This is a genomic window from Rheinheimera tangshanensis (assembly GCF_014645135.1).
Taxonomy (GTDB): domain Bacteria; phylum Pseudomonadota; class Gammaproteobacteria; order Enterobacterales; family Alteromonadaceae; genus Pararheinheimera; species Pararheinheimera tangshanensis.
Genome location: NZ_BMLH01000006.1, coordinates 17803 through 42406 on the forward strand (window position 1 = coordinate 17803; position 24604 = coordinate 42406).

22 protein-coding genes are annotated in these 24604 nt (G+C 45.6%); 8 read left to right on the forward strand and 14 right to left on the reverse strand.

What is annotated here, in order from left to right; translation table 11 throughout:
- Nucleotides 1-63: 63 nt before the first annotated feature.
- On the reverse strand, nucleotides 64-321 hold the full coding sequence (locus IEW88_RS12095; RefSeq protein WP_053426043.1) for a hypothetical protein: 258 nt from the start codon (nucleotides 319-321) through the stop codon (nucleotides 64-66).
- Between the two features lie 117 nt (nucleotides 322-438).
- On the opposite strand from IEW88_RS12095, the gene fabA reads away from it, so the two are divergent.
- Nucleotides 439-951 (forward strand): 3-hydroxyacyl-[acyl-carrier-protein] dehydratase FabA, encoded by a 513-nt coding sequence (gene fabA / locus IEW88_RS12100; RefSeq protein ID WP_147904186.1) that lies wholly within the window; start codon nucleotides 439-441, stop codon nucleotides 949-951.
- A 70-nt stretch (nucleotides 952-1021) separates the two neighbouring features.
- Here the strand turns inward: fabA and IEW88_RS12105 are convergent, their stop codons facing one another.
- The 6 genes from IEW88_RS12105 to seqA all read right to left on the reverse strand — a co-directional run bounded on the left by IEW88_RS12105 (nucleotide 1022) and on the right by seqA (nucleotide 11586).
- Complete coding sequence (locus IEW88_RS12105) at nucleotides 1022-2809, reverse strand: AsmA family protein (protein ID WP_147904187.1); 1788 nt, start codon at nucleotides 2807-2809, stop codon at nucleotides 1022-1024.
- 186 nt (nucleotides 2810-2995) lie between these two features.
- A complete protein-coding gene (gene ydiJ, locus IEW88_RS12110; protein WP_147904188.1) occupies nucleotides 2996-6034 on the reverse strand; it encodes a D-2-hydroxyglutarate dehydrogenase YdiJ in 3039 nt (1012 codons plus the stop codon).
- A 122-nt stretch (nucleotides 6035-6156) separates the two neighbouring features.
- On the reverse strand, nucleotides 6157-6465 hold the full coding sequence (locus IEW88_RS12115) for a hypothetical protein (RefSeq protein ID WP_147904189.1): 309 nt from the start codon (nucleotides 6463-6465) through the stop codon (nucleotides 6157-6159).
- Between the two features lie 211 nt (nucleotides 6466-6676).
- The gene (locus tag IEW88_RS12120; RefSeq protein ID WP_147904190.1) at nucleotides 6677-9172 is read right to left on the reverse strand and encodes a glycogen/starch/alpha-glucan phosphorylase; all 2496 of its coding nucleotides are present in this window, start codon (nucleotides 9170-9172) and stop codon (nucleotides 6677-6679) included.
- 155 nt (nucleotides 9173-9327) lie between these two features.
- Nucleotides 9328-10974, reverse strand: a complete 1647-nt coding sequence (pgm, locus tag IEW88_RS12125) for a phosphoglucomutase (alpha-D-glucose-1,6-bisphosphate-dependent) (RefSeq protein ID WP_053426049.1) — start codon at nucleotides 10972-10974, stop codon at nucleotides 9328-9330.
- Nucleotides 10975-10983: 9 nt separating this feature from the next.
- Nucleotides 10984-11586, reverse strand: a complete 603-nt coding sequence (gene seqA / locus IEW88_RS12130; protein WP_147904191.1) for a replication initiation negative regulator SeqA — start codon at nucleotides 11584-11586, stop codon at nucleotides 10984-10986.
- Between the two features lie 245 nt (nucleotides 11587-11831).
- On the opposite strand from seqA, the gene IEW88_RS12135 reads away from it, so the two are divergent.
- From IEW88_RS12135 to fldA, 4 genes are all read left to right on the forward strand, one after another.
- Complete coding sequence (locus IEW88_RS12135; protein WP_147904192.1) at nucleotides 11832-12593, forward strand: alpha/beta fold hydrolase; 762 nt, start codon at nucleotides 11832-11834, stop codon at nucleotides 12591-12593.
- 64 nt (nucleotides 12594-12657) lie between these two features.
- Nucleotides 12658-12855, forward strand: a complete 198-nt coding sequence (locus IEW88_RS12140; RefSeq protein WP_053426051.1) for a DUF2788 domain-containing protein — start codon at nucleotides 12658-12660, stop codon at nucleotides 12853-12855.
- Between the two features lie 14 nt (nucleotides 12856-12869).
- Nucleotides 12870-13142: a LexA regulated protein gene (gene ybfE, locus IEW88_RS12145; protein WP_147904193.1), complete on the forward strand. Its 273-nt coding sequence runs from the start codon at nucleotides 12870-12872 to the stop codon at nucleotides 13140-13142.
- A 12-nt stretch (nucleotides 13143-13154) separates the two neighbouring features.
- Complete coding sequence (gene fldA, locus IEW88_RS12150) at nucleotides 13155-13685, forward strand: flavodoxin FldA (protein ID WP_147904194.1); 531 nt, start codon at nucleotides 13155-13157, stop codon at nucleotides 13683-13685.
- 39 nt (nucleotides 13686-13724) lie between these two features.
- On the opposite strand, the gene IEW88_RS12155 is transcribed toward fldA, so the two are convergent.
- On the reverse strand, nucleotides 13725-14201 hold the full coding sequence (locus IEW88_RS12155) for a DUF4442 domain-containing protein (RefSeq protein ID WP_147904195.1): 477 nt from the start codon (nucleotides 14199-14201) through the stop codon (nucleotides 13725-13727).
- Between the two features lie 153 nt (nucleotides 14202-14354).
- On the opposite strand from IEW88_RS12155, the gene fur reads away from it, so the two are divergent.
- Nucleotides 14355-14795, forward strand: coding sequence for a ferric iron uptake transcriptional regulator (gene fur, locus IEW88_RS12160; protein ID WP_053426054.1), 441 nt, complete (start codon nucleotides 14355-14357; stop codon nucleotides 14793-14795).
- Nucleotides 14796-14830: 35 nt separating this feature from the next.
- Here the strand turns inward: fur and IEW88_RS12165 are convergent, their stop codons facing one another.
- Together IEW88_RS12165 and ppsA are read right to left on the reverse strand one after the other, a co-directional pair.
- Nucleotides 14831-15787 carry an ADP-ribosylglycohydrolase family protein gene (locus tag IEW88_RS12165; RefSeq protein ID WP_147904196.1) on the reverse strand — a complete coding sequence of 319 codons (957 nt, stop codon included), beginning with the start codon at nucleotides 15785-15787 and terminating at the stop codon, nucleotides 14831-14833.
- A 170-nt stretch (nucleotides 15788-15957) separates the two neighbouring features.
- Entirely contained in the window at nucleotides 15958-18333 is a 2376-nt protein-coding gene (gene ppsA, locus IEW88_RS12170; RefSeq protein ID WP_147904197.1) for a phosphoenolpyruvate synthase, read from the reverse strand.
- A gap of 138 nt (nucleotides 18334-18471) precedes the next feature.
- On the opposite strand from ppsA, the gene ppsR reads away from it, so the two are divergent.
- Nucleotides 18472-19281, forward strand: coding sequence for a posphoenolpyruvate synthetase regulatory kinase/phosphorylase PpsR (gene ppsR, locus IEW88_RS12175; RefSeq protein WP_147904198.1), 810 nt, complete (start codon nucleotides 18472-18474; stop codon nucleotides 19279-19281).
- Here the strand turns inward: ppsR and IEW88_RS12180 are convergent.
- The 3 genes from IEW88_RS12180 to IEW88_RS12190 form a co-directional block, all read right to left on the reverse strand.
- The gene (locus IEW88_RS12180; RefSeq protein ID WP_185148592.1) at nucleotides 19278-20369 is read right to left on the reverse strand and encodes a 2-dehydropantoate 2-reductase; all 1092 of its coding nucleotides are present in this window, start codon (nucleotides 20367-20369) and stop codon (nucleotides 19278-19280) included. The genes ppsR and IEW88_RS12180 overlap by 4 nt on opposite strands.
- Nucleotides 20353-21702 carry a class II 3-deoxy-7-phosphoheptulonate synthase gene (locus IEW88_RS12185; RefSeq protein WP_147904200.1) on the reverse strand — a complete coding sequence of 450 codons (1350 nt, stop codon included), beginning with the start codon at nucleotides 21700-21702 and terminating at the stop codon, nucleotides 20353-20355. Before IEW88_RS12185 ends, IEW88_RS12180 begins: the two co-directional genes overlap by 17 nt.
- A 504-nt stretch (nucleotides 21703-22206) precedes the next feature.
- Entirely contained in the window at nucleotides 22207-22440 is a 234-nt protein-coding gene (locus tag IEW88_RS12190) for a TIGR02647 family protein (protein WP_053423535.1), read from the reverse strand.
- 445 nt (nucleotides 22441-22885) lie between these two features.
- On the opposite strand from IEW88_RS12190, the gene IEW88_RS12195 reads away from it, so the two are divergent.
- A complete protein-coding gene (locus IEW88_RS12195; protein WP_147904201.1) occupies nucleotides 22886-23569 on the forward strand; it encodes a GGDEF domain-containing protein in 684 nt (227 codons plus the stop codon).
- Nucleotides 23570-23634: 65 nt separating this feature from the next.
- Here IEW88_RS12195 and htpX read toward each other — a convergent pair whose 3' ends face one another.
- A complete protein-coding gene (gene htpX / locus IEW88_RS12200; protein WP_147904202.1) occupies nucleotides 23635-24501 on the reverse strand; it encodes a protease HtpX in 867 nt (288 codons plus the stop codon).
- Between the last annotated feature and the right edge of the window lie 103 nt (nucleotides 24502-24604).

Consider the following 24604-nt stretch of genomic DNA (forward strand, 5'->3'; position numbering starts at 1 on the left):
TAAGGCTGAAACAGCAAAAGTGACTGCATTATAAAGCAATACGCGGCGCGCGTTAAGTTGGCCTTATTTTTTATGTTCGGTCAGCCAGCCGTTCAGTAAACCTATTTGTCCAAGTTTGTGAGCCGCATACATCAACCGAATAGCATTACTCAGCATCACGCTGTCACTCCATTCAGTTTTTTGTTGAATTTCCTGATAACAGGCCAAAGCTTCAGGTGTTAAATAGCCGCGCAGCTCTTTTTTTCCACTGCCTTTTTGCCGTTCTCTGTAACGTTGTTGCTTTTCTGCATTAGAAAGTGTTTTTTTTTCTTGTGCCGTCATAATGCTTCTATCTTTTGCTGTTAATCTGATTTCAGAGGGTCACCTTGACTAATCGGACTTGTTTAGCTTACAAGTGTTCGCTAAAGTGGCCCAGCCTTGATGATGGATCTAACATACATGACTAAGAATAGCTTTACAAAACAAGATTTAGTGGCCTGTGGCCGTGGGGAATTATTTGGCGAAGGCAACAGCCAGTTGCCGGTTGACAACATGCTGATGATTGACCGTGTCGTACACATTTCGGAAGAAGGTGGCAAATACGGCAAAGGGGAAATCATCGCTGAATTTGATATCCATCCTGAACTGTGGTTTTTTGATTGCCACTTCAAAGGTGATCCAGTGATGCCAGGTTGTTTAGGCTTAGATGCTATGTGGCAACTGGTTGGTTTTTTTCTTGGTTGGGCCGGTGGTCCAGGTAAAGGCCGTGCTTTGGGTGTAGGTGAAGTCAAATTCACAGGCCAAATCCTGCCTACAGCGAAAAAAGTTACTTATCGTATCGATATGACCCGCGTTATTAAACGCAAGTTGTTTATGGGGATTGCCGAAGGTTCTGTCAGTGTAGATGGTCGTGAAATTTATACAGCCAAAGATCTGAAAGTCGGTTTATTTCAGGACACTTCAGCATTCTAAGTTTGAATTTGATGTAAAAAACGGAGCTTTTATAAGCTCCGTTTTTTTATGCTCTGAAAAAGCTGACTATTTACAGTCCACCGAGCTTTTCCAATAATTTATTTTTCAGTTTTTCTTTGCCACTTTCTACTTTCTCTTTCAGTTGGCCTTCCAACAAGGCCTTGGTATCCAAAGAGTATTTAGGTTTTTGCATAGTACCGCTGATTTTAAGTGGGATCTCAACGCCAGCCAGGTCGTCTTTTTCCTTACCGCCCTGACCTTTTGACGTATTGACCAGCGCCGTACTGAGTTGATAATCCAGCTCTTCACTGAGTAAGTTAGCTGAGCCTTTGCCTGCTAGTCGTAACAAAGGTGCTGCCATTTTTAAATCAGGATTCGTCAGCAAGCCATCTGTCAGGTTAAAACTGCCGGTTAAGCTGGAAAAGTCGGTTTTTTGCTCTGAATTATCACCGGTCTGAGCTTCATTTTTCAGGGTGGCTTTAGCATTTCTGATCATTTGCGCGATATTGACGCCATACAAAGAACCGTCTGTGACTTCAAAACTGCCAGTTGCCAGCAGGTTCTTCTTGATTTGCTCCGGTAACAAACTATGGCCTTTGCCTTCGATGCTCAGTTTTGCAGTGCCACTTAATAAATCAATATCAGCGCCATCTGTCAGTAGAGGCCGCAGCGCCAGGCCGGACAGTTGTTTGTTAAAGCTGTAACTTACAGGCGTTTTGCGGGCATCTAATGTGGCTTTAGCCAGCACTTTACCTTGATAGAGATCGGCGCTGGCGTTTTGAATTTGCACCAGTCCTGCTTTGTTGGTCAACGCTAATTGCAGGTTTTCTGTATGCAAACCCGCCACTTTTAATGTATTCACTGCCAGTTTTAAATCCAAATTAAATTGGCGCAGCGCGGATAAATCAGGCTCGGCCTGGCTTTGCTGCGCTGTTGTGCCTGCCTGCTCGGTACTGTTTTCAGAACTATAAGATGCGGTATCAACTTCATCCAACTGCAAATCCAGTTTAATCACTGCTTGTTTGGCATAATTCACCGCTAGTTGGCCCGAACCTATGATCTCATCCAGTTGCAGCTTTTTCCATTGCCACTCCAGCTGCTTTTTATCCAGAGCCAGTGTTAACTCTGTCTCTAAAGAAAGCTGTTTGACCGGTACTCCGGTAAAGTCAGTCTTCAGGACAAAATCCTTTAACTGCACTAGCTGATTATTTTCACTCAATTGCAATTGAGCAGAACCTTTAACATCGAGCTGAGTTTGGCTCGATAGCACGACCAGTTCAAAATCTAATGGTGCCCATTCATTGGCTTTAAAATCATTTAGTTTGAGTGATTTCAAGGTTAATCGTTGGTCCGGACTACCTTCACTCAATAGGTTTAATTGCAGATTGCTGACAGACAGATCCTGTAGTTGCAATTCTGGGCCTGTTGCAGCTGCAGTTTCAGTCTCAGTAGTAGTGGTCGTTTTGTTTGCTGTCAGGCCGTCCATACTGGAACTGCCATCTTTACGGGTGACAAGGTTCGCTATAACGCCATCTAGATGCAGCTGTTGAATTTGCAGATCTTGGTTAAATAAAGGCATTAAGGCTACGGCAGCCTTCAATTCAGACACTTCCAGCATTTGCTCTGGCGCAAAACCCTTTGGATTCGATAATTTTACGTCGCTCAGTGATAGCCCAAGACTAGGGTAAATAGTCCAACCTATATCCCCTGCTATCTGCAGCTGTCGCCCGGTTTGTTGTTCGACTTTGCGGGTGATTTCCGCTTTAAAGTCATTTAAATCAAACACAACCAGCAGATAAAAGGCAGCCACTGCGATAAAGCCCGCTACGACCGCGAGCAGCCATTTAAACCAATTCATATCCATCTTCCTTTGGGTGACGTTATTAAAAAGCTAATGGACAGCATAGCTCAGTGGTATAAACCTTAGCTGAACTTGTACCGTTTTATTGACTTATCTATATAGCGACAACCAGAGACTGTCGAAACCAGAGTGGCAGACAACATACAGGGGCATTGCTGCCCCTGTATGTTGTCAAAGAATGACCTAAAGTAACTGCAAAAGTTGCTGCAACGGATGTTTAGGTTTCACCCCTTCTAGACGTTTTACCTGGCTACGACAGGAGAAGCCTGTGACCAAGACCTGATCGGCACCGGTGTTTTGCACGGGTTTTTGCCAGCTCATTTCATACAGCGTTTTGCTATTATCAAAATTTTGCGCCTCATGGCCATAAGTACCGGCCATACCACAGCAACCTACAGACACAGCTTTGAGTTCTAATCCTGCTTTGGCATAAATTTGCTTCCACTGATTTTCTGTCGCTGGCAACGCCGTTTTTTCGGTGCAATGCGCCAGTAAACTAAAGCTCTGCTGGGTCTGAATAGCAGGTAAATCTTGTTTTACTAACCATTCATGAAATAACGCCACCTGATAATCGCCACGTTCTGCACCTAAGGTTTTGACATACTCGTCGCGGTACACCAGCACTAACGAAGCATCTAAGCCCAGCAATGGCGCGCCTAAAGCGGCTACCTGATTTAAAAAATCAGAGGCTGTTTTTGCTGTTTTAGCAAAATCACGTAAGAAGCCTTTGACATGCTGAGGTTTACCGTTCGGTAAAAATGGCAGCAACACAGGCCTGAAACCCAGTTTCTCAATCAGCTGTAATGCGTCAGCTACCAGATCAGCCTCATAAAAGCTGGTAAATGGATCCTGCACCAACAAGACTAACTTTTGTTTATCAGCATCAGGCAGAGCCTGCAGCTCGGTTAAATCAAAACCATATTTGCCCTGCACTCTTTGCTTTAAAGTGGGAACCGATAATTGTGGTGTATCGACATAACCTACAGTCTTTTTGAGCAAGCTTGCCATCCAGCCTTGCTGCAGGAAAAAGTTGACCAGTTTTGGCATGCTGGCTAACAGCGGTGCTGAGCGTTCGATATTTCCAACCAGATAATCTTTGGCCGGACGTAAATAACGACTGTGATAGAGCTGAATAAAACGGGCACGAAAAGAGGGTACATCCACTTTAATAGGACATTGGCCGGCACAGGCTTTACAGGCCAGACAACCTTCCATTGCCTCCATCACTTCATGGGAGAAATCATACTGGCCTTGTTTTTTCTGCCAGCTGTTTTTGATTTTGGCAACTACCCCCGACAGCGTCTGGGATTTAGTGAGGATCTGCTGTTCTTGTGCCAGCACATCCACGCCCTGATTGCTCATCAAGCGCAGCCATTCGCGCATTAAACCGGCACGGCCTTTCGGACTATGGCGTCTGTCTTTAGTGACTTTACTGGACGGACACATAGGCGAATTTTCTTCGTAGTTAAAACACAGGCCATTGCCGTTGCAGTTTAAGCTACTGTCAAAACTGTCTTTGACCACCACCGGAATTTGCCGGTCGTAAAAGCCACGTTTGACATCATCCACGCTAACTAACTGTTCGCTGCTGTCGATAGGCGTACAAATTTTGCCTGGGTTGACGCGGTTGAAGGGGTCAAAAGCGGTTTTGATTTTCCGCAGTTCGGTAAACAAAGCCTCGCCAAAAAATTCCGGACCATATTCGCTGCGATAACCTTTACCGTGTTCGCCCCACATCAGGCCACCGTATTTTGCGGTCAGTTTCACCACCTGGTCGGAAATCACGCGTAACTGTTTTTCCTGCTCCGGGTCACACATATCCAAAGCCGGACGTACATGCAGCACACCAGCATCGACATGGCCAAACATGCCATAAGCTAGTCCATGGCTGTCGAGTAAGGAACGGAATTCCATAATAAAATCAGCCAGATTTTCAGGTGGAACAGCGGTGTCTTCAGTAAAAGGAATAGGTTTTTTGCTACCTTTGGCATTGCCCAAAAGGCCTACTGCCTTTTTGCGCATCGCATAAATCTGGGTAATGGCATTGTTATCATAAGTCAGCTGATAGCCGATAATGCCAGACTCGCCCTTTGCCACTGACTGCTGCAAGCGTGCTTCTAACTGCTGAACTTTTTGCGCCATATCGGCTTCGTCTTCAGCATTGTATTCGACCATATTCAGACCCAGCATGGTTTTGCCTGGTACATCCTGAATAAAGTCTTTGACCTGATGCCAGATGATATCGTTACGGGCTAAATCCAGCACTTTACTATCGACAGTCTCCACCGACGTCGCCTGAGCAGCTACTAAAAATGGTGCGTTTCTAAGCGCACTTTCGAAGCTGTCGTACTTCACATTGACCAGGCATTTGTATCGGGCTATAGGCGTGATATTGAGTTTGGCTTCAGTGACAAAACCTAAAGAGCCTTCAGAGCCGGTAATAACGCGGGATAAATCAAACTGAGTTAAATCCTCGTTAAATACATGCTCTAAGTCATAACCTGTTAAAAAGCGGTTTAAACGCGGAAAGGTTTTTAATATATCAGCACGGAAATCGCGGCAACTGGATAATACCTGACGATACACGCGGCCAATGCTGTCCTGGCGCTCTGCCAACTGCTCTGCCTGGTCTATCGGCATGACATGAGCATGCAGCGCCGTGCCATCAATCAGCACAGTATCAAGGGATAACACGTGATCACTGGTCTTGCCGTAGACTAAAGAGCCCTGACCTGAAGCATCGGTGTTGATCATGCCTCCAATGGTGGCTCGGTTTGAGGTCGATAAATCCGGAGAGAAGAAAAAGCCATAGGGTTTTAAAAAGGCATTCAGCTGGTCTTTAATCACACCAGCTTGCACTCGCACCCAGCGCTCTTCGACATTGATCTCCAGGATTTCACGCATATGGCGCGACAAATCCACCACCACTGCAGAGGTGAGCGCCTGGCCATTGGTGCCGGTACCACCGCCTCGTGGCGTGAACTTAATCTCACTAAAACTTGATGTCTGAGCTAAAGAACAAATGAGTTGTATATCAGCAGCGGACTTAGGTAGTAGCACAGCAGCGGGCAATTGTTGATACACACTGTTATCTGTGGCTACCGCCAAACGACTGGCGTAACTAACTTCAATGTCGCCGGTAAAACCAGCAGCAGTTAAAGCAGTGACATAAGCCTGTACCTGGGGATTAAGTGTTTCGGACGCAGTTAACTTTGGGATCATAAGACGCACCAGATTTAAAACTGGGCCGAGTATACCAAAGCACAGGATAGATGGTCAGGGCGTTAGGAAAAAATTACTGACTTTCCAATGCCCTGCTTTGCTTACATTTGTGAGTGAATCTTTTAATTGTCGCTTTTACGTTCCAGCACTTCGCCTTCAATTACCCGACCAGAGCTTTCCGATGAACGCTGTTGTTGCTGTTGCTGAGCCTGTTGGAAAAACGACTTACCTTGTTTGCGTAGCTGATGTCTTTTGTATAAAAACACTGGAATAAGTAACCAGCTTAGCATCAGCACAAAAAGTAATACGCCCATTGCAAACACCAGCATGATACCGGCGACCAGCCATAGCAGCACACGACTTAGGAAACTGCCCTGCTGTTTCTGACGGAATAAGGCCTGCCATTGTTGGGCTTGCTGTTGATAATTCATGGATTGCTCTCTTTAAAACGCCTGTTCATTGGCTCTGTAAACTTAATGGGGGTGCGAAAACGAATTCCCAATGCTTGCTAGGACTGCAAATTGTAACAAATAGTTCAGTTGTTTCTCTGTACCTGTCCAGATCCGTTGCTTTGATTCAAATACAAAGCCCACCGAAGTGGGCTTTGTTATTCGTCACTGAGCGAACGACTCAGACAACAGGTTATTGCTGACTAATTTTGCAAGAGTCCAATTTCCAGACTTTTTCTACATAGTCCTCAATAGAGCGGTCTGAGGTAAACTTGCCCATCAGTGCAGTGTTCAGAATAGCTTTTTTCGCCCAGCCGGCTTGATCACGGTACCAGCCATCCACTTTCTCTTGTGCCTTCACGTACGACTGGAAATCGGCCAACACTAAGTACGGATCTCCACCTTCAAGCAGGCTGCGTTTGATGGCGGACAATTCACCTGGTTTACCCGGTGTGAAGTAATCCGTCTCCAGCCAATCCAGAATGGCTTTGATTTCAGCATCCTGATAATAGTAATCCCAGCTGTGATAGCCTTTGGCCTGCAGCGCTTTTACTTCATCGACAGTTAAACCGAAGATAGAAATATTATCCGGCCCCACTTCCTCTGCGATTTCAATATTGGCGCCATCCAGCGTACCTACAGTAATAGCACCGTTTAACGCCAGTTTCATATTACCTGTACCTGAAGCTTCTTTACCTGCGGTAGAGATTTGCTCTGACACGTCAGCAGCCGGGATCATTTTCTCAGCTAATGTCACACGGTAGTTTGGCATAAAGACCACTTTCAGACGGTTTTTCACCCGTTTGTCATTATTGATCTTCTCAGCCACTTTATTGATGGCGTAAATAATTTCTTTGGCCAGTTTGTAACCAGGAGCTGCTTTCGCACCAAACAGGAATACACGTGGCACCATGTCGTAATCCGGGTTTTGCAGAATACGACGGTACAAGGCCAGAATATGCAACAAGTTCAGATGTTGACGTTTGTATTCATGCAAACGTTTGATTTGAATATCAAAAATAGCATGAGGGTCAATGCTGATATTGGTCAGCTTCTTCACTACTGTCGCTAAATCAGCTTTGTTTTGCTGTTTGATGGCCATAAAGGCATCCTGAATGGCAGGATCATCAGCAAAAGCAGCAAACTTATTCAGCTGTTTTAAGTCACGTGGCCATTCATCGCCGATAGTTTCGTCCAGCAACTTGGCTAAACGTGGGTTACAGGCCTTTAACCAGCGACGTGGTGTTACACCATTTGTCACGTTGGTGAATTTATCCGGCCATAAGGCAACCATCTCCGGAAATAGATCTGATTTCACTAACTCTGAGTGAATTTCGGCCACACCATTAACACGGAACGAGCCGACCACAGACAAATGGCCCATACGAACCATAGGCTCATGGCCTTCTTCGATAATTGACAGTTTACGTTTTTTCTCGTTATCGCCAGGCCACAACACGTCCACTTGTTCAACCAGGAAACGACGGTTAATTTCGTAAATGATTTCTAAGTGGCGTGGTAATACTTTTTCAAATAACCGCACTGACCATTTTTCCAGAGCTTCTGGCAACAAGGTATGGTTGGTGTAGGCAAATACATTTTGACAAAGGTTCCAGGCTTCATCCCAGCTCATTTCTGCGCGGTCAACTAAAATACGCATCAGTTCAGGAATAGCCACTGCGGGGTGAGTATCGTTCAGTTGGATAGCCACTTGCTCTGGGAACTTGCTCCAGTCATCACCATTAGCGCGTTTGTAACGACGAATAATGTCTTTCAGTGAGCAAGAGCAGAAGAAATACTGCTGAATTAAACGTAATTCTTTACCCGCGTCTGTTTCATCATTTGGATACAGTACTTTGGAAATGGTTTCCGCTTCGATGTTCTGACGCGCCGCATCGATGTAACCGCCTGAGTTAAATACGTCCCAGTTGAAGAAATCACTGGCACGGCTTTCCCACAAACGTAATACGTTAACAGAGCTGCCCTGATAACCTACCACCGGAATATCCCAAGGTACACCTTTGATAATGCGGCCAGGGTGCCACACTTTTTTCATTTTGCCTTGCAAGTCATAGGTGGTTTCGACATAACCGTAGACTGAAATTTCCTGAATAGATTCAGGACGGCAAATCTCCCATGGGTTACCGTATTCGCGCCAGCTATCCGGACGCTCAATCTGACGACCATCGGAAAATTCTTGTTTAAACAATCCGTGTTCGTAATGAATACCATAACCAATAGCTGGATAATTCAACGTCGCCATAGAGTCGATAAAACAGGCAGCCAAACGGCCTAAACCGCCGTTACCCAGCGCCATGTCTTCTTCCTGATCTTCCAGATCAGCGATATTTAAGCCCAGCTGTGCCAGTGCATCTTTTGCAGCGTCATAAACACCCAAATTGTGCAGGTTGTTGCTGAACAGACGACCCATTAAATATTCAAGGCTGAAATAATGCACAGCGCGGGTATTTTGTTGATAGTGAGTACGCTGAGTATTACGTAAACCATCGTACACATATTCGTTCACTGCAGCACAAGTAGCGCGCCACCAGGCTTGTGGGCTGGCTTTATTTACGTCAGTACCAAGGCTGCCGTGCAAATGTTTAATAATACTGTTTTTTAATTCTTCCGTGCTCGGAAGGTCCGCAATAGCCACTGAGGCTTTTGCCTTTGAAGACGTTTTTTTCATTGCTAAATCCCGGTTTAATGAGCGGTGGGCCGCTTTTTTTTATAACTGTAGTTGTAGAAAAATTACAAAAATGGCGGGCAATAGTCAAGAATTAGCAAAAATAAAGCCTGTTATCGTAATTTTATTACAACACGCTAACAGGCTATTTCAAATGCTTAAATTGCCTTGAACACCGCATCCACAAAGGCTTTGGCGTCAGATTCAAGCTGCATTAAATGTGTTTGATCAACAAAACTCTCTAAATAAATTTTATAGCTATTTTCTGTACCGGATGGCCGCGCAGCGAACCAGCCATTTTTGGTGACTACCTTTACACCACCAATACTGGCATCGTTCCCTGGTGCTTTTGTAAGCACTGCAAGTATGTCATCGCCTGCCAATTCAGTCTGTTTTACACTGCTGACATCGAGATTTTTCAGTGCAGCTTTTTGCTCTGCTGAAGCTGCTGCATCCAGACGACGATACAAAGGTGAACCAAATTCTTTGGTCAGCGCCTGATACTGCTGATACGGATCGACTCCGGTTTTTGCCAGCATTTCTGCCGCCAGTAATCCCAGAATAAAACCATCTTTATCGGTCGACCAGACAGTGCCATCAAAACGCAGGAAACTTGCCCCTGCACTTTCTTCCCCCCCAAAAGCTACAGTGCCTTTGTAGAGACCATCGACAAACCATTTAAAGCCCACCGGGACTTCATACACTTTACGGCCGCGGCCTTGAGTTACTCTGTCAATCAAGGCTGAAGAAACCAGTGTTTTGCCTATTGCTAAGCCGGTTGACCATAAAGGTCTGTTGCTCAATAAATAGTTAATGGCTACAGCCAGATAATGATTTGGATTCATCAGGCCGCCACTTCGGGTCACAATGCCATGACGGTCAAAATCAGGGTCGTTGCCTATGGCCACATCAAACTGATCTTTGAGTTGGATCAGATTGGCCATTGCATACGCAGAGGAGCAGTCCATACGGATTTTTCCGTCTTTATCCAACGGCATAAAGCTAAAAGCCGGGTCAACCCGTTCGTTCACTACGGTGATATTCAGACCATAGGTCTTGGCAATCACAGGCCAAAACGCAATACCTGAACCGCCTAAGGGATCAACACCAATTTTGACACCCGCTTTGGCGATAGCGGCCATATCAATCACGTTCGCTAAATCATCGACATAAGGCTGCACGTAATCAATGCTGACACACAAAGGGGACGCCAACGCTTCTTCGTAGCCTACCTGCTTCACGCCATCTAACTGTGCAGCCAGTAAGGCATTGGCTCGTTTTTGGATCCAATCTGTCGCGTCAGTGTCGGCAGGACCGCCATGAGGTGGATTGTATTTAATACCGCCGTCTTCCGGTGGATTATGGGAAGGCGTGATGATCAGACCATCCGCTAAATCCGAGGAACGACCTTTGTTGTAACACAAAATTGCATGAGAAATAACAGGGGTGGGTGTAAAACCGCCGTCCTGCTGAATATGAGTGGTGACGCCATTGGCAATCAGTACTTGCAAAGTGCTAACAAAAGCAGCTTCTGATAAGCCGTGAGTATCTTTGCCTAAAAATAACGGGCCACTATAACCCTGCTGTTTTCGGTACTCTGCAACGGCTTGTACTATCGCCAGAATATGAAACTCATTAAAGGACTTCAGTAAAGCTCCTCCTCTGTGCCCTGAGGTACCAAAACTCACTTGCTGACTGGCGATCGCCACATCAGGTTTCAGGCTGTAATAGGCAGCCATCAGCTGCGCTATATTTGGCAACATGGCAGCTGGTGCAGTTTGTCCTGCCAGCGGATGTAACGACATACACTCTCCTTATAACAAATCGCGGATCCGTTCTACCTCAGCTGCATTGTAGCCAAGCTTAGTGGCCACTTCAGTCAGCATCATTTTCTTACGTGTGGTGTTTGAATTGGTGATCACCCAAAAATCTGTATTGGGAATAGGTTTTGGATTGGTACTGCTACCCGCTTCTAACAAAGAGGCTTCGGATTGACCGAAATACAGCCTGTTACGGCCCTTAATTTCCAGTACCTGAGCAAAATCGCCCCGATGAGCACGGGATAGAGCTGATAAGATAAATAAGAAGCGCCCTACCACGCTTTGTTCAGCAGACAGATCTTGTTGGCTGATAAAATCAAAAACAGAGCTGGATTTATCTGTAGTAGTAACAGCGCTTGCCTTCTTTTCGACTACAGCCGGTGCTGCTGGTTTTTCTACTGATCCTGTCGTTGACTTAGAGGCCACTTCCACTGAGGTTTTCGTTTCTTTTTTTGCAGCTGGTACAGCAGGAGCTTGTGCTTCTGTCAGGCTGACAATCAGTAAACGGCGCAGAATATCAGAGGCGCTTTCACCAATCTGTTGAGTCTGACTGGCGATAAATTGATAAAGATCGTCATCTATTTCGATGGTTTTCATGAAGTTAGTCCGCGTTTTTAAAAGTGAAGCCATTATATACCCTTAGTGCTTGAAGCTGCAGCTTTGTTGACTGCACTCTTCCCCCCAATCACCTAAGACAACTATGCTCCTGGGGGCTCAATCACTTGTCGCCTCCCTGCAACACCAATTACTTTGGCTATACAAAAGGTAGGCGCTGACGCCAGCCAGCTGTTTTGATACCATACCTTTATGTCGTAAATAAGGTCGTTAAATCGGAAAAAACAATGATATTACATACCGAGATCACAGGCCAAGGTCAAGCTATTGTATTGATCCACGGCCTTTTTGGCAGCTACGAGAACCTCGGCGTGATTGCACGCGCTTTAGCCGGACAATGGCAAGTGATCAACCTGGACATGCGTAATCATGGCCGGTCCGACTGGCACGATAGCATGTCCTATGCGCTGATGGCAGAGGATGTGAAAGAGACTCTGGATCATTTGGGCTTAGAGCAAGTGATCCTGTTGGGCCACTCTATGGGTGGCAAAATTGCGATGGAGTTTGCACTTCGTTACCCAGAGCGTGTTAGTAAACTCATTCTGGCCGATATATCACCAGTGCAAAACAGGCCGCGTCATCTGGAAATATTGTCCGCACTGGATGGTATCGATCTTAGCAACCTGCAAAGCAGACAGCAGGCTGATCAACAACTGGCTTTGGTTATCACTGAAACCGGTGTGCGGCAGTTCTTACTCAAAAGCTTGTATAAAGACGGTGACCAGTTCCGCTGGCGCTTTAATGTCAAAGCACTGATTGCCAATTATTCACAGTTATTAGAAGCTCCGCCGAGCAAAGGCCCCTATTCAGGCCCTACGCTTTTTATTAAAGGCGCAGAATCTGATTATCTGTTACCAGAACACCAGAGCCTGATCCAGCAATTGTTTCCACACAGCAAAGCTAAAGTCATTATGGGCACAGGCCACTGGTTACACGCCGAAAAGCCTGTGGCTTTCGCTAAAATTGTCACCGACTTTTTATTGAGTTAACGCAATTAATTCCTAAAAAAATTGTGCTATAGTGCGCGCAATTTTTAAGGTCTAGTGGGTCATTATGAATATTGAGCAGTTTGAGACCCTGGGTCTTTTTCTGGGTGTTGGTGCCCTGTATCTGTTTATTGTGATGGCCATTTGGGATGTACTGAAAAAAAGTAACGCTCCTCGTTTTGGCAAAATTTTTGTGTGGTTAGTGCTGTTTTTATCTCCTGCAGCTTTTTTAGCTAAAGTGATTTTTGAGTTTTTTGTCGAATAAATGAGGTGCGAGACATGGCTAAAATAGCCACAGATCGCACAACCATAGATTTGTTTGCGCATGAAAAGCGCCCCGGCCGGCCAAGGACTAATCCTTTACCACGGGAAGAACAGCTGAAGCTGAACAAACGCAATCAAATCAAACGCGATCGAAGTAAAGGTTTAAAGCGTATAGAGTGCAAAGTGTCAGAGCAGTTGTATGAACAGCTGAGTTTGTCTGCAGAGCAGAAAAATATGACACGTAGCGCCTATATAGAATGGGTTTTAGAACAAGCGTTGACCAGGTAGAAGGCGAAAGTTATGGCAACTGTAGGTATATTTTTTGGTAGCGATACAGGTAACACTGAACATATCGCAAAAATGATTCAGAAAGAGCTGGGCAAACATTTGTTTGATGTGATGGATATTGCCAAAAGCACAAAAGAACAAATTGCCAGTTACGATTTGTTGCTGTTTGGTATTCCGACCTGGTATTACGGTGAAGCCCAGTGTGATTGGGATGACTTCTTTCCTGAGCTGGAAAACATAGACTTTAACAATAAGCTGGTCGCGATTTTTGGTTGTGGTGATCAGGAAGATTATGCCGAGTATTTCCTTGATGCGATGGGCACCTTACGTGACATTATCGAACCTAAAGGCGCTATTATCGTTGGAAACTGGCCAACCAAAGGCTACAACTTTGTTGCATCAAAAGCCCTCGCTGACAACGACCACTTTGTTGGTTTAGGCATAGACGAAGACCGTCAGCCAGAACTGACCGAGCAACGTGTGAAACAATGGTGTAAGCAGATTTATGATGAACTGAGCTTAAAAGAGCTGGAAGGTTTGTAATCTGCCCGGGGTCAGAGCTGAAGCTCTGACCCTCTTGTTTTATTGAGAGGTATCGCGGTATTTAGGCTTTTTGCGGATATACACCTTACGTTTGACCTCACATACCAACTCGCCTTTGCAGTCTTTGACGTGCACCACAAAATCAGGGAAATACTTCTCTCCTGCTTCAGTTTGTTGTTTGATATGCTCAAGCTCGTTATCTGTCAGCACAAACTCAGCGGTTAATTTGCCACGACCCGGTGTGATGTAGTTAATATCGGCTTGCTTATCCCACACCATATATTCTTTGCCCAGAGACCCCATCAACATCAAGGGATAAATAGGATCGGTCATCGCAAACATAGAACCACCAAACTGACTGCTATTGATATTACGGGTCCAGGGCCTGTTTTTCAGCTCCACCTTGCAATACCTGTAGTCCTCTGCCAGCTCAACCACCTTAATACCTGTGAAGAAAAATGGTGGCCACAAATTTAATAAATGTCGCATCACGGCCGGATTAAATGCCCAACGCATAAGAAACCTCTGGTAAGACCTGTTTGGCGAAATTCTAACGTCTTGTTTGCACTTTGTCAGCGCTTTGCTGGTAGTAATGGGCAGATTTAGAGGTTGCTTCTGTTGGTAATGGCCTTATAATCATTTGAAATTCAAGAAAGAGTAGAACAGTCCATGTCAGATCATAATACCGAATTGCGTAAAGCAGGCCTCAAAGTCACTCTGCCACGAGTGAAGATCCTCGATATTTTGCAAGATCCTAATCATCAGCATATCAGTGCTGAAGATGTGTATAAGATTTTGCTGGAGTTAGGTGAAGATATAGGTCTGGCGACTGTATACCGGGTATTAAACCAGTTTGACGATGCAGGCATTGTCACCCGTCACCATTTTGAAGGTGGTAAGTCGGTGTTCGAATTAAGCCGCATGGATCACCACGATCACTTGGTGTGCTTAAATTGCGGTAAAGTCATCGAATTTGAAGATGATGATATTGAACGTAAGCAATTAGAAATTTCTGAGAAAAACGGTATTAAGCTGACACACCACAGCTTATATTTGTATGGTGAGTGCGTCGATAAAAAATCGTGCGAAGAAAATCGTAATACCAAGTAAATTTCAGTTTCTTCCCTAGATTGAACCGGCTGTGATCAGGCCGGTTTTTTTATACCCGTTAAAATCTGTTCGGCTAAATACTCTACTTCATTGGCCCAACAGCATTCAGGTCGTGGCTGAAGCACACCAAACTGGCCTTTGAGTGGTCTGCAGTGAGTAATAGCGTTGCGCAATGAATCAGGGACCTCAGCCACACCATAACAAGCCCCTAATAAAGCGCCGGCCACGGCAGCGTTGTTGGCAGTGTCTCCACCTCTTTTTAGTGTGTCCAACATACCATCCAGATAATCCTGAGCATACAACAGCTGCCAGATGGCATTCTGAAAACACCCAAGCACTGAAAGATCTGACATCTCAGCTTCTGTTGGTGGCATAAATAACGCATGATCAATAGTGCGGATAATACGTTTATCCACTTTAAGCTGTGAAGCCCAGTCTTTAATCAGTTGATACAACTGATCTGCACTGCAGTCGTTTTCCAGCACATGGCCTAATGCCATCACATACAAACCACTGACTTGCTGGCATAACATATTCGGATGAGTTAACGCGGTATCAGCCATGGCCCAGGCCGCTAACTGAGGTAAAGACTGATAAGGCACCATCAACGCCATGGGGGCAACACGAGCCAAAGCAGTTGTTGCACAGGACTCCTCGTCCTGCTGACTTAACAAAGCGCGTTTTAATTCATCGGGTACAGCAAAAGGTTCGGTCCTGAGCCAATATTCATAGGCTTGCCAGGCCCCCTCTTCCTGATACTCACCATAATGAGCTAACAGGCGGCATAAAAGCACAGCAAGCTCACCGCTGTCTGTTGGCTGTCCTGACAAGGTTTGCCAGGGGTTTTGCAGTAACATTTCACTCAGGTCAAAGCGAAGCCGCTCTTCACGTTCATCTTGCTCAAAACCTTCAACGGCGGAACCTAAAACTTCTCCGGCCAATAAGCCATACATCAAACCCAGGGCTTTGGATTTGAGTACCGGATCGCTCATGCAGACCTCCGTCGTGATAAAGCCTTAAGCGGCTAATTTTTATGCTTGATTAATATATAAGGTATTGCAGCCAAGAAGCCAAGTACTTCGCTTTAAAATCAACGAAATAGCTTATTTTTGGAAAGAAAAAAGCCAGCATCGAGGCTGGCTTTTGGTTCAATTAGCTTCATTTACTGACCGTATTTCTCAGCCAGATACAACCAGGTTTCCAATACTGTATCAGGGTTTAATGACACAGAATCGATGCCTTGATCCATCAGCCATGCCGCAAAGTCTTCATGATCTGAAGGGCCCTGACCACAAATACCGACGTATTTGCCTTTAGCTTTAGCGGTTTGAATCGCCATAGACAACAGCTTTTTAATAGCCGGGTTACGTTCATCAAACAGATGCGCTATTAAACCACTGTCTCTGTCCAGGCCTAAAGTCAGCTGAGTTAAGTCATTGGAGCCGATGGAGAAACCATCAAAGTACTCCAGGAACTCTTCAGCCAGCAAGCAGTTGGATGGCAATTCACACATCATAATCACTTTTAAGCCATTTTCACCGCGTTTCAAGCCATGAGCTTCTAAGAGTTCAATCACTGCCTTAGCTTCTTCCAGCGTCCGAACGAATGGGATCATCACTTCGACGTTGGTAAAGCCCATCTCATTACGAACCCGTTTTAAGGCTTCACATTCCATCGCAAAACAATCACGGAAATCTGCCGAAATATAACGTGATGCGCCACGGAAACCTATCATCGGATTTTCTTCGTGCGGTTCGTACTGCTGACCACCAATAAGGTTAGCGTATTCGTTTGACTTAAAGTCGGACATCCGCACTATTACCCGCTCTGGCGAGAAAGCTGCAGCCAAAGTAGAAATACCCTCTGTTAGCTTACCCACATAAAACTCTACAGGTGAGCTGTAGCCAGCCATCATCTGACTGATCGTTGCTTTAAGCTCGTCACTCTGGGCATCGAAATTCAGTAGCGCCTTTGGATGCACACCAATCATACGGTTGATAATAAATTCCAGACGGGCTAACCCTATGCCTGCATGAGGTAATTTGGCAAAGGAGAATGCACGTTCCGGGTTGCCCACGTTCATCATGATTTTCATCTTCAGCGCTGGCATTTGATCTACACGTGAAGTCATCACGTCAAAACCTAAAATACCGTCGTAGACAAAACCCGTGTCACCTTCAGCACAAGATACGGTCACGTCCTGGCCATTTTTGATTTTCTTGGTGGCATCACCACAACCTACTACGGCCGGGATCCCCAGTTCACGGGCTATAATTGCAGCGTGACAAGTGCGGCCACCGCGGTTAGTGACAATAGCTGAAGCGCGTTTCATGATAGGTTCCCAGTCCGGGTCTGTCATGTCAGTGACTAGCACGTCACCAGGCTGGATTTGATCCATATCTGCGATACTGGCCAGCACTTTGGCTTTGCCTGAACCAATTTTATGACCAATAGCGCGACCTTCAACCACTATGGGTGCTGTGCCTTGCAGCTGGAAGCGTTCCATTTCGTTGCTGTCTTCGCGGCTACGTACGGTTTCAGGGCGGGCCTGAACTATATACAGCTTACCGTCCTGACCATCTTTGGCCCATTCGATATCCATAGCACGGCCGTAGTGTTTTTCAATGATAATGGCTTGTTTCGCCAATTCCTGCACTTCAGCATCCGTCAGTGAAAACTTCTGACGATTTGCTACAGGCACATCTTCAACAACAACCTGTTTGCCATGAGTTAAATCTTTGGAGTACACCATCTGCAGTAACTTGCTGCCTAAGTTACGACGAACAACTGCAGGACGACCAGCCATCACCGTTGGCTTGTGCACATAAAACTCGTCAGGGTTGACTGCGCCCTGCACCACCATTTCACCTAAACCGTAAGATGAGGTAACAAAGACCACATCTTCAAAACCTGATTCAGTGTCAATACTGAACATCACACCAGAGGCGGATAAATCCGAGCGCACCATACGCTGCACACCGGCAGACAAAGCTACACCACGATGGTCATAACCCTGATGCACACGGTACGAAATAGCACGATCGTTAAATAATGACGCAAATACGTGCTTAATGGCTTCAATCACCTGAGCATAACCACGTACGTTTAAAAACGTTTCCTGCTGACCCGCAAAGGATGCATCAGGCATATCTTCCGCAGTGGCTGAGGAACGCACTGCAAAGGAGACATCTTCAGCACAACCGTGTTGCAGCTGTTGATAGGATGTTTGAATAGCGTGTTCGAATTCGGTTTGAAATGGTGTATCAATCACCCATTGGCGAATTTGCGCACCAGCTTTGGCCAAGGCGTTTACATCATCAACGTTGAGACCATCCAACACTTGATAAATACGCTCGTTAAGACCACTCTGTTCAAGAAATTGATTAAAGGCATAAGCTGTGGTGGCAAAACCGCCAGGAACTTGTACCCCTGCATTTGCCAGGTTACTGATCATTTCACCCAATGAAGCATTTTTACCACCAACGCGAGGAACGTCGTGCATGCCCAGGTCCTGGTACCAAACAACGAATTCTTGCACAATGAGTCTCCAATTTTTGTTGCAGGTTATGTAAGCTTACATGGCCAGCCACACAAGCATACTAATTCTACACTGGCGCGAAAGCTAAATAAAACCTTAATTTTTATGTAATTTTATAACGACAAAATGGAGTAAATTGTGAGAACAGCCTTTTATATCTCTGATGGCACAGGCATTACATCCGAAGTATTCGGACACGCTCTATTGTCACTGTTTCCGGCAGAGTTCGACCATATCACCATCCCTTTTGTTGAAACTAAAGAGATCGCCTTACAAGCAAAACAACGAATAAACGATCGTTATAAAACAACTGGAATTCGCCCTTTAATTTTTCAGACCTTTGTCGACGAGGAACTAAGGCAGATCATTAACAGCAGCGATGGTGTCTGTTACGACTTTTTAAATGCCTTTATTGAGCCGATGCAAAAAGAATTAGGCATAGCGGCAATGCCCAAAACTCATCGCACTCATAGCATTCATGAAAAAACCTATGATTTCCGTATTGATGCGGTGAACTATGCGCTGGCCAATGACGATGGTGTGAACTTAAAGGAATATGCGAAAGCCGATATTATTTTGGTGGGTGTCAGTCGCTCAGGCAAAACGCCAACGAGCTTATATCTGGCATTGCAGTATGGAATTAAAGCAGCCAACTACCCCTTTGTGCAGGAAGACATGGATATGCTGCGACTACCGGATGAGCTGAAGAAGCAAAAAGCCAAGCTGTTTGGCCTGACCATTACGCCAGAACGTTTGAGTAAAATTCGTGAGCAGCGCCGCCCAGGCAGTAAATATGCGTCACTGCGGCAATGCAAACTGGAATTGGATGAAGTTGAAGCTTTGTATCAAAAGGAAAAAATTCCGTTTTTAAACTCAACTCATTTATCCATTGAAGAGATATCGGCAAAAATTTTGGCGCAAACCGGTTTAAAACGACAAAAATATTAAGAGGGTTGAACAGCGCTGGCCTCTTGCAGCAACTGTTTAGCATGCAGGAGGCACAGCCGGATAGGCTCACCTTGCTCTTTACGTTTGACCAGCTGCACCAAGAGTCGGTTTACAGGTGCGTCAAGTTTCAACTGCTCTGCCAGAGTCACCACTGCGCCATTTAAAAAGTCGATTTCAGTCGCTTTGCCGGCCTGAATATCATCCCACATTGAAGAGCGCGCTTCTGGCGATATAGCCAGCATCTTTTTTGCCAGACGTTTGAATAACCAATTGGGGGTTCGCAATAAAAAAGGAATATAGCTGTTGGGGACAGAGGTATAGGAAAAACTTTGAATGTTCAAACACCTGCATATCCTCAGCAACTCATCTATCGCTGCAGCTAGCACTAACCGATAAGGGCGTTGTAACAGCTGTTGCTGCAAAGGTAAGTCTGACAATGCGTTAATGGCATTATTCAGATTCAACATTAACTTACCAAATTCAGCCGCTTTGACATTCTCCAGCTGTTTTGACTTAATACCGTGCTGGTCTAACTGCTTCAGTACAGCGTGAATACGTGCATCGTCACTTCGCTGCCAGATCATCTCTGAGCCCGTAGTCCTGGCATAAAAACCCGGACTGATTTTCACCACATTAAAAGGGACTATGGCCCTAAATACGGGTTGAGATAAGAGCTGTTGATACAGAGGTGCGATAGCTACACCATTTTGCATCGCCACGACCAAAGCGTCTGCAGACAGATAGTGGGCTAGTTGAGGTAATAAAATCTGCAAATCCAACGCCTTTACCGTGACCAGCACCAGCTGTGCGGTACGAAGCGCTTCAAACTCGGTATAAACAGCCGGAGAGCGGAGCCGATGGCAAGCTCCGTTTAAATCCTGGGCTGTTAAACCATAAGCTGCGGCTTCGAGCGCCATGCGTTCGCGCCCGATAAATATCACTTCACATTCAGGAGATTGGGCCAGTACGGTACCGAGGTAACAACCGATAGCACCTGCGCCTACGACAGCTACTCGTAGAGGGACAGCGCTACGGCCTGAATGATCAGACAGCAGCGCTGTTGAGCGATTTTTATTTGCGGACCGCACGAAGGGTATCTGCGATCAGGAATGCCAGTTCCAGCACCTGATCTGAATTTAACCGAGGGTCACACTGAGTGGTGTAACGCTTGCTTAAATCGTTTTCAGACAAACCATAAGCGCCACCAGTACATTCAGTGACATTATCGCCTGTCATTTCCAGGTGAATACCACCGGCATGAGTGCCCTCAGCCTGATGCACCGCAAAGAAATAACGGATTTCACGCAAGATAGCTTCAAAGTCACGGGTTTTATAATCGTTGCTGGCTTTGACTGTGTTGCCATGCATAGGGTCTGAACTCCAGACCACTTTGCGCCCCTCACGCTCAACACGACGCACCAGAGCTGGCAGTTTTTCTGCCAGTTTATCCGCGCCCATTCGGGTGATTAAGGTCAGTCGGCCTGGTGTGTTGTCCGGATTCAGCGCATCAATCAGGCGCAATAAATCCACCTCATCCATACCAGGGCCTACTTTCACACCCACAGGATTTTTAATACCACGGAAGAATTCAATATGGGCATGATCAAGCTGTCGGGTGCGCTCACCTATCCAGACCATATGCGCTGAGCAGTCATACCAGTCCCCTGTTAAGGAATCACGGCGGGTTAAGGCTTCTTCGTAGTTCAGCAACAGTGCTTCATGCGAGGTATATAAGGATGTTTCGCGAATAGACGGCGAGTTTTCCGCCGTAATACCGCAAATTTCCATAAAACGCAGTGCTTCCTGAATACGCTGAGCCACGTCCTGATAGCGACCTTTCAGTGGGTTAGCATCAACAAAACCCAGATTCCAGCGGCTGACCTGATGCAGGTCGGCTAATCCACCTTGGGCAAAAGCCCGTAGCAAATTTAACGTGGCAGCGGAATGATGATAAGCCGTCATCAACCTATTAGGATCTGGCTTGCGCGCTTCTGCTGTAAATTCAAAGCTGTTAACTATGTCACCACGGTAGCTTGGGTGAGATATACCAGCTATGGTTTCCAAATCACTGGAGCGAGGCTTGGCGTATTGGCCTGCCATACGAGCCACTTTGACTACAGGACAGCCGCCGGCAAAAGTGAGAACCACAGCCATTTGCAGCAATACTTTAAAAGTGTCACGAATTTTTGGTGCATTAAAGTCACTAAAGCTCTCCGCACAATCTCCGCCTTGCAGCAAAAATGCTTTGCCTTCAGCCACTTGCCCAAGCTGACTAAAGAGATCACGAGTCTCTTGCGCAAACACCAAAGGCGGATATTTGTGCAATTGCTGCTCAACACTGCTGAGTAAAGCCTGATCATCGTAATGAGGTTGTTGTTGGATTGGAAAAGCTCGCCAACTTTGAGGCGTCCAGGTCGTCACTTTAAGTAGTCCTATAGTTCTGAATTAATAGTTAAGGTCACTAGGTTATTTATCCGCAGACAAAGTAAATTTATTGGCGGCTAAATTCAATGCTTAAATGAGTATATTGCGCTGAATTTTGTAAATAGCACGACATTTATCATTAAAAACACCCAGATGGCTACACATCTGAAAATATCAAGCGTTTTTTAGCATGCTTTATAGGCTGAAAACACTATTCTCATTGGAGTTTTTATGTCAGAAGTTCAGGCTTTGCAGCAGTTGGAACCACAGCTGCATCAGTTGATTTTAAGTTAACCTCTGTCGGTCAGATTGACCTTGTGTTATTTAGGTCGAAAAGTCATTTACTGATAGAGCATTTACCAAGCTTGAGTTCCCCCTAGCGCATGCCTTAGCACCCTGACTTAGGGTGCGTACATCAAAGAATCCATCTACTGAAGTAGAGGGTTTTGGAGCCGAAAATACATGCACAGCTCCGCCAGATATCTAAGCACTAAGTTCTGCTCAGGAACTAAGAATACGCAGTGCACTCTGCAGATGTTCAGCACAATTTCGTCCTAAATCTGTCAAATAACCACCATCAGCCTGAGTGAGCAAACCTTTTTTGTATAAACGTTCTATGGCTTCTTTGGCACCTGGGTCTGCTGATTTGTGTGCTTTAATGCCCTCCAGTGAGGTGTCTAAATTAAATAAAGTCAAAATACGAATTTCGTCATTCAATTGTGAATTTACTGGCATCTCGTCTTTTCCTTTGTCATTGTTTTGCTTGAAACTAGACCCTATTTGACAAATTTTCCAGAAAAAGTATCGGTCCTTCCACTATTCCAAGCCTTAGTCATGAAAACTCCCCTATTTTTATAAGGCTACAGCTGTATTTTTAAGCAGATATTTCCTATAGTCAGACAAACTATGGAGAGCTTTAGAAATCGTGGCTAAGGGATATTCAAACGTAAACACAGCACATCTTTGGACTGACTTGTTTCAGTGCTTATCTGATCCTGTCGCTTTACTGCAGATAAGTGCCAAAAATCCTCCTAAATTACTCCGTAGTAACAACGCTTTTAAACAGTTATTTAATCTAAGTACAACCAACAGCGCTCAGCGGCTCAACTCCCTGCCCGTCGATTTTATTGATTTGTTACAGCAGCTTAGCCCAAGCACTAGAGTGCCCGTCTGGTGCGTGATGACAGACGACGGTCATTGTCAGCATTTTAAACTACAAGCGGCATTCAGCGATTCGGACCCAGACAGCTGCTTGCTGGTCATGCAGGATATTAGTGAGCTGGAAAATGCTATAGAACTGCTTAAAAAACAAAATGAACAATTGCAGCAGCGCCTGGCGACTATAGAACAGTTGAAAAACAGAATTCGGGAGCAATCTATTCGGGATCCGCTGACGAATCTTTATAATCGCAGGTTCTTAAACGAATTCATGGAGCGTGAGCTGGCACTGGCCAGGCGGAATCAAAAACCTCTGGCAGTAGTGATGCTCGACCTCGACCACTTTAAACAACTTAATGACCAGTTTGGTCACCAGACTGGTGACAAAGTCATTGAAATGGTCGCGAAACATTTACTCAGACAAAGCCGCAGAACAGATGTGTTATTCCGTTACGGTGGTGAGGAGTTTTTGGTGATCTTACCGAACACCAATGCAAGCCAGGCCCAGCATTTGGCCGAAAACTGGCGTGTTCATGTAGAACAAGCTCAAGTTTTTGCCAAACATCAGGCGGTGAACATCACTTTATCTGCCGGCATCTCTATTTATCCCGAGCATGGGTCTACGGCTTTTAATTTAATTCAGGCGGCGGATGAAGCCCTGTATCAAGCCAAGGCAGCAGGACGTAATCAGGTCGTGATGTGCTAAGCGGGTCAACTGAAAAGAAAAAGGAACCGAAGTCCCTTTTTCTTTGTGAACTTTATCTGACCAATTTAAAAACCACCACGTAACGCAGCAATACGTTTTTCTAGCGGTGGATGACTTAAAAACAGCTCTGAAGTCGCAGGCTTACTGGCGATACCAAAAGCCATCATTGAGCCTTCGAGCTGACTTTCATGGTTATTGCGCAGACGCTCCAGCGCCGCAATCATTTTATTGGCCCCCACTAACTTTGCAGCACCGGCATCAGCGCTATATTCTCGCTTACGTGAGAACCACATCACGATGATGCTGGCCAGCACACCAAAGGCCATTTCTAATACAAACACAGTGATCATATAAGCAAAACCGTTACCACCGCCGCCTTCATCGTTACGATTACCGCTAATAGCACCAGCTATTAGTCGAGCAAAGAAAATCACGAAAGTGTTCACCACACCCTGAATAAGCGTCAGAGTCACCATATCACCATTGGCGACGTGTGAGACTTCATGGGCCAATACGGCTTCGACTTCTTCTTCACGCATATTACGCATCAGGCCTGTACTGACGGCCACCAGAGCATTGTTTCGACTTGGACCAGTCGCAAAAGCATTCATTTCAGGCGAATCATAAATGGCCACTTCCGGCATCGCTATGCCTGCTTGCTGAGCCTGACGACGCACTGTGTCAAACAACCATTGTTCTGTAGCATTACGAGGTTGAGTGATCACCACAGCACCGGTCGAGCGTTTCGCCATCCACTTCGACATAAACAATGAAATGAACGAGCCACCAAAACCAAATACTGCTGCAAACACCAACAAGCCGCCAATGCTTCGGCTATCAATGCCCAGCACTTTAAAAACGATACTAAGCACAACACTTAATACCAACATCACCGCCAGGTTTGTGGCAAGGAACAGTATAATTCGCTTCATAGATACCTCGTTTATTAAGCTACTGCTTGTACTATATGGCTTAGAAGCGGTTTTTCAATCAAAGTGCGACAAGCAATTGTAAATAAAGATGAATGGAGTTGTT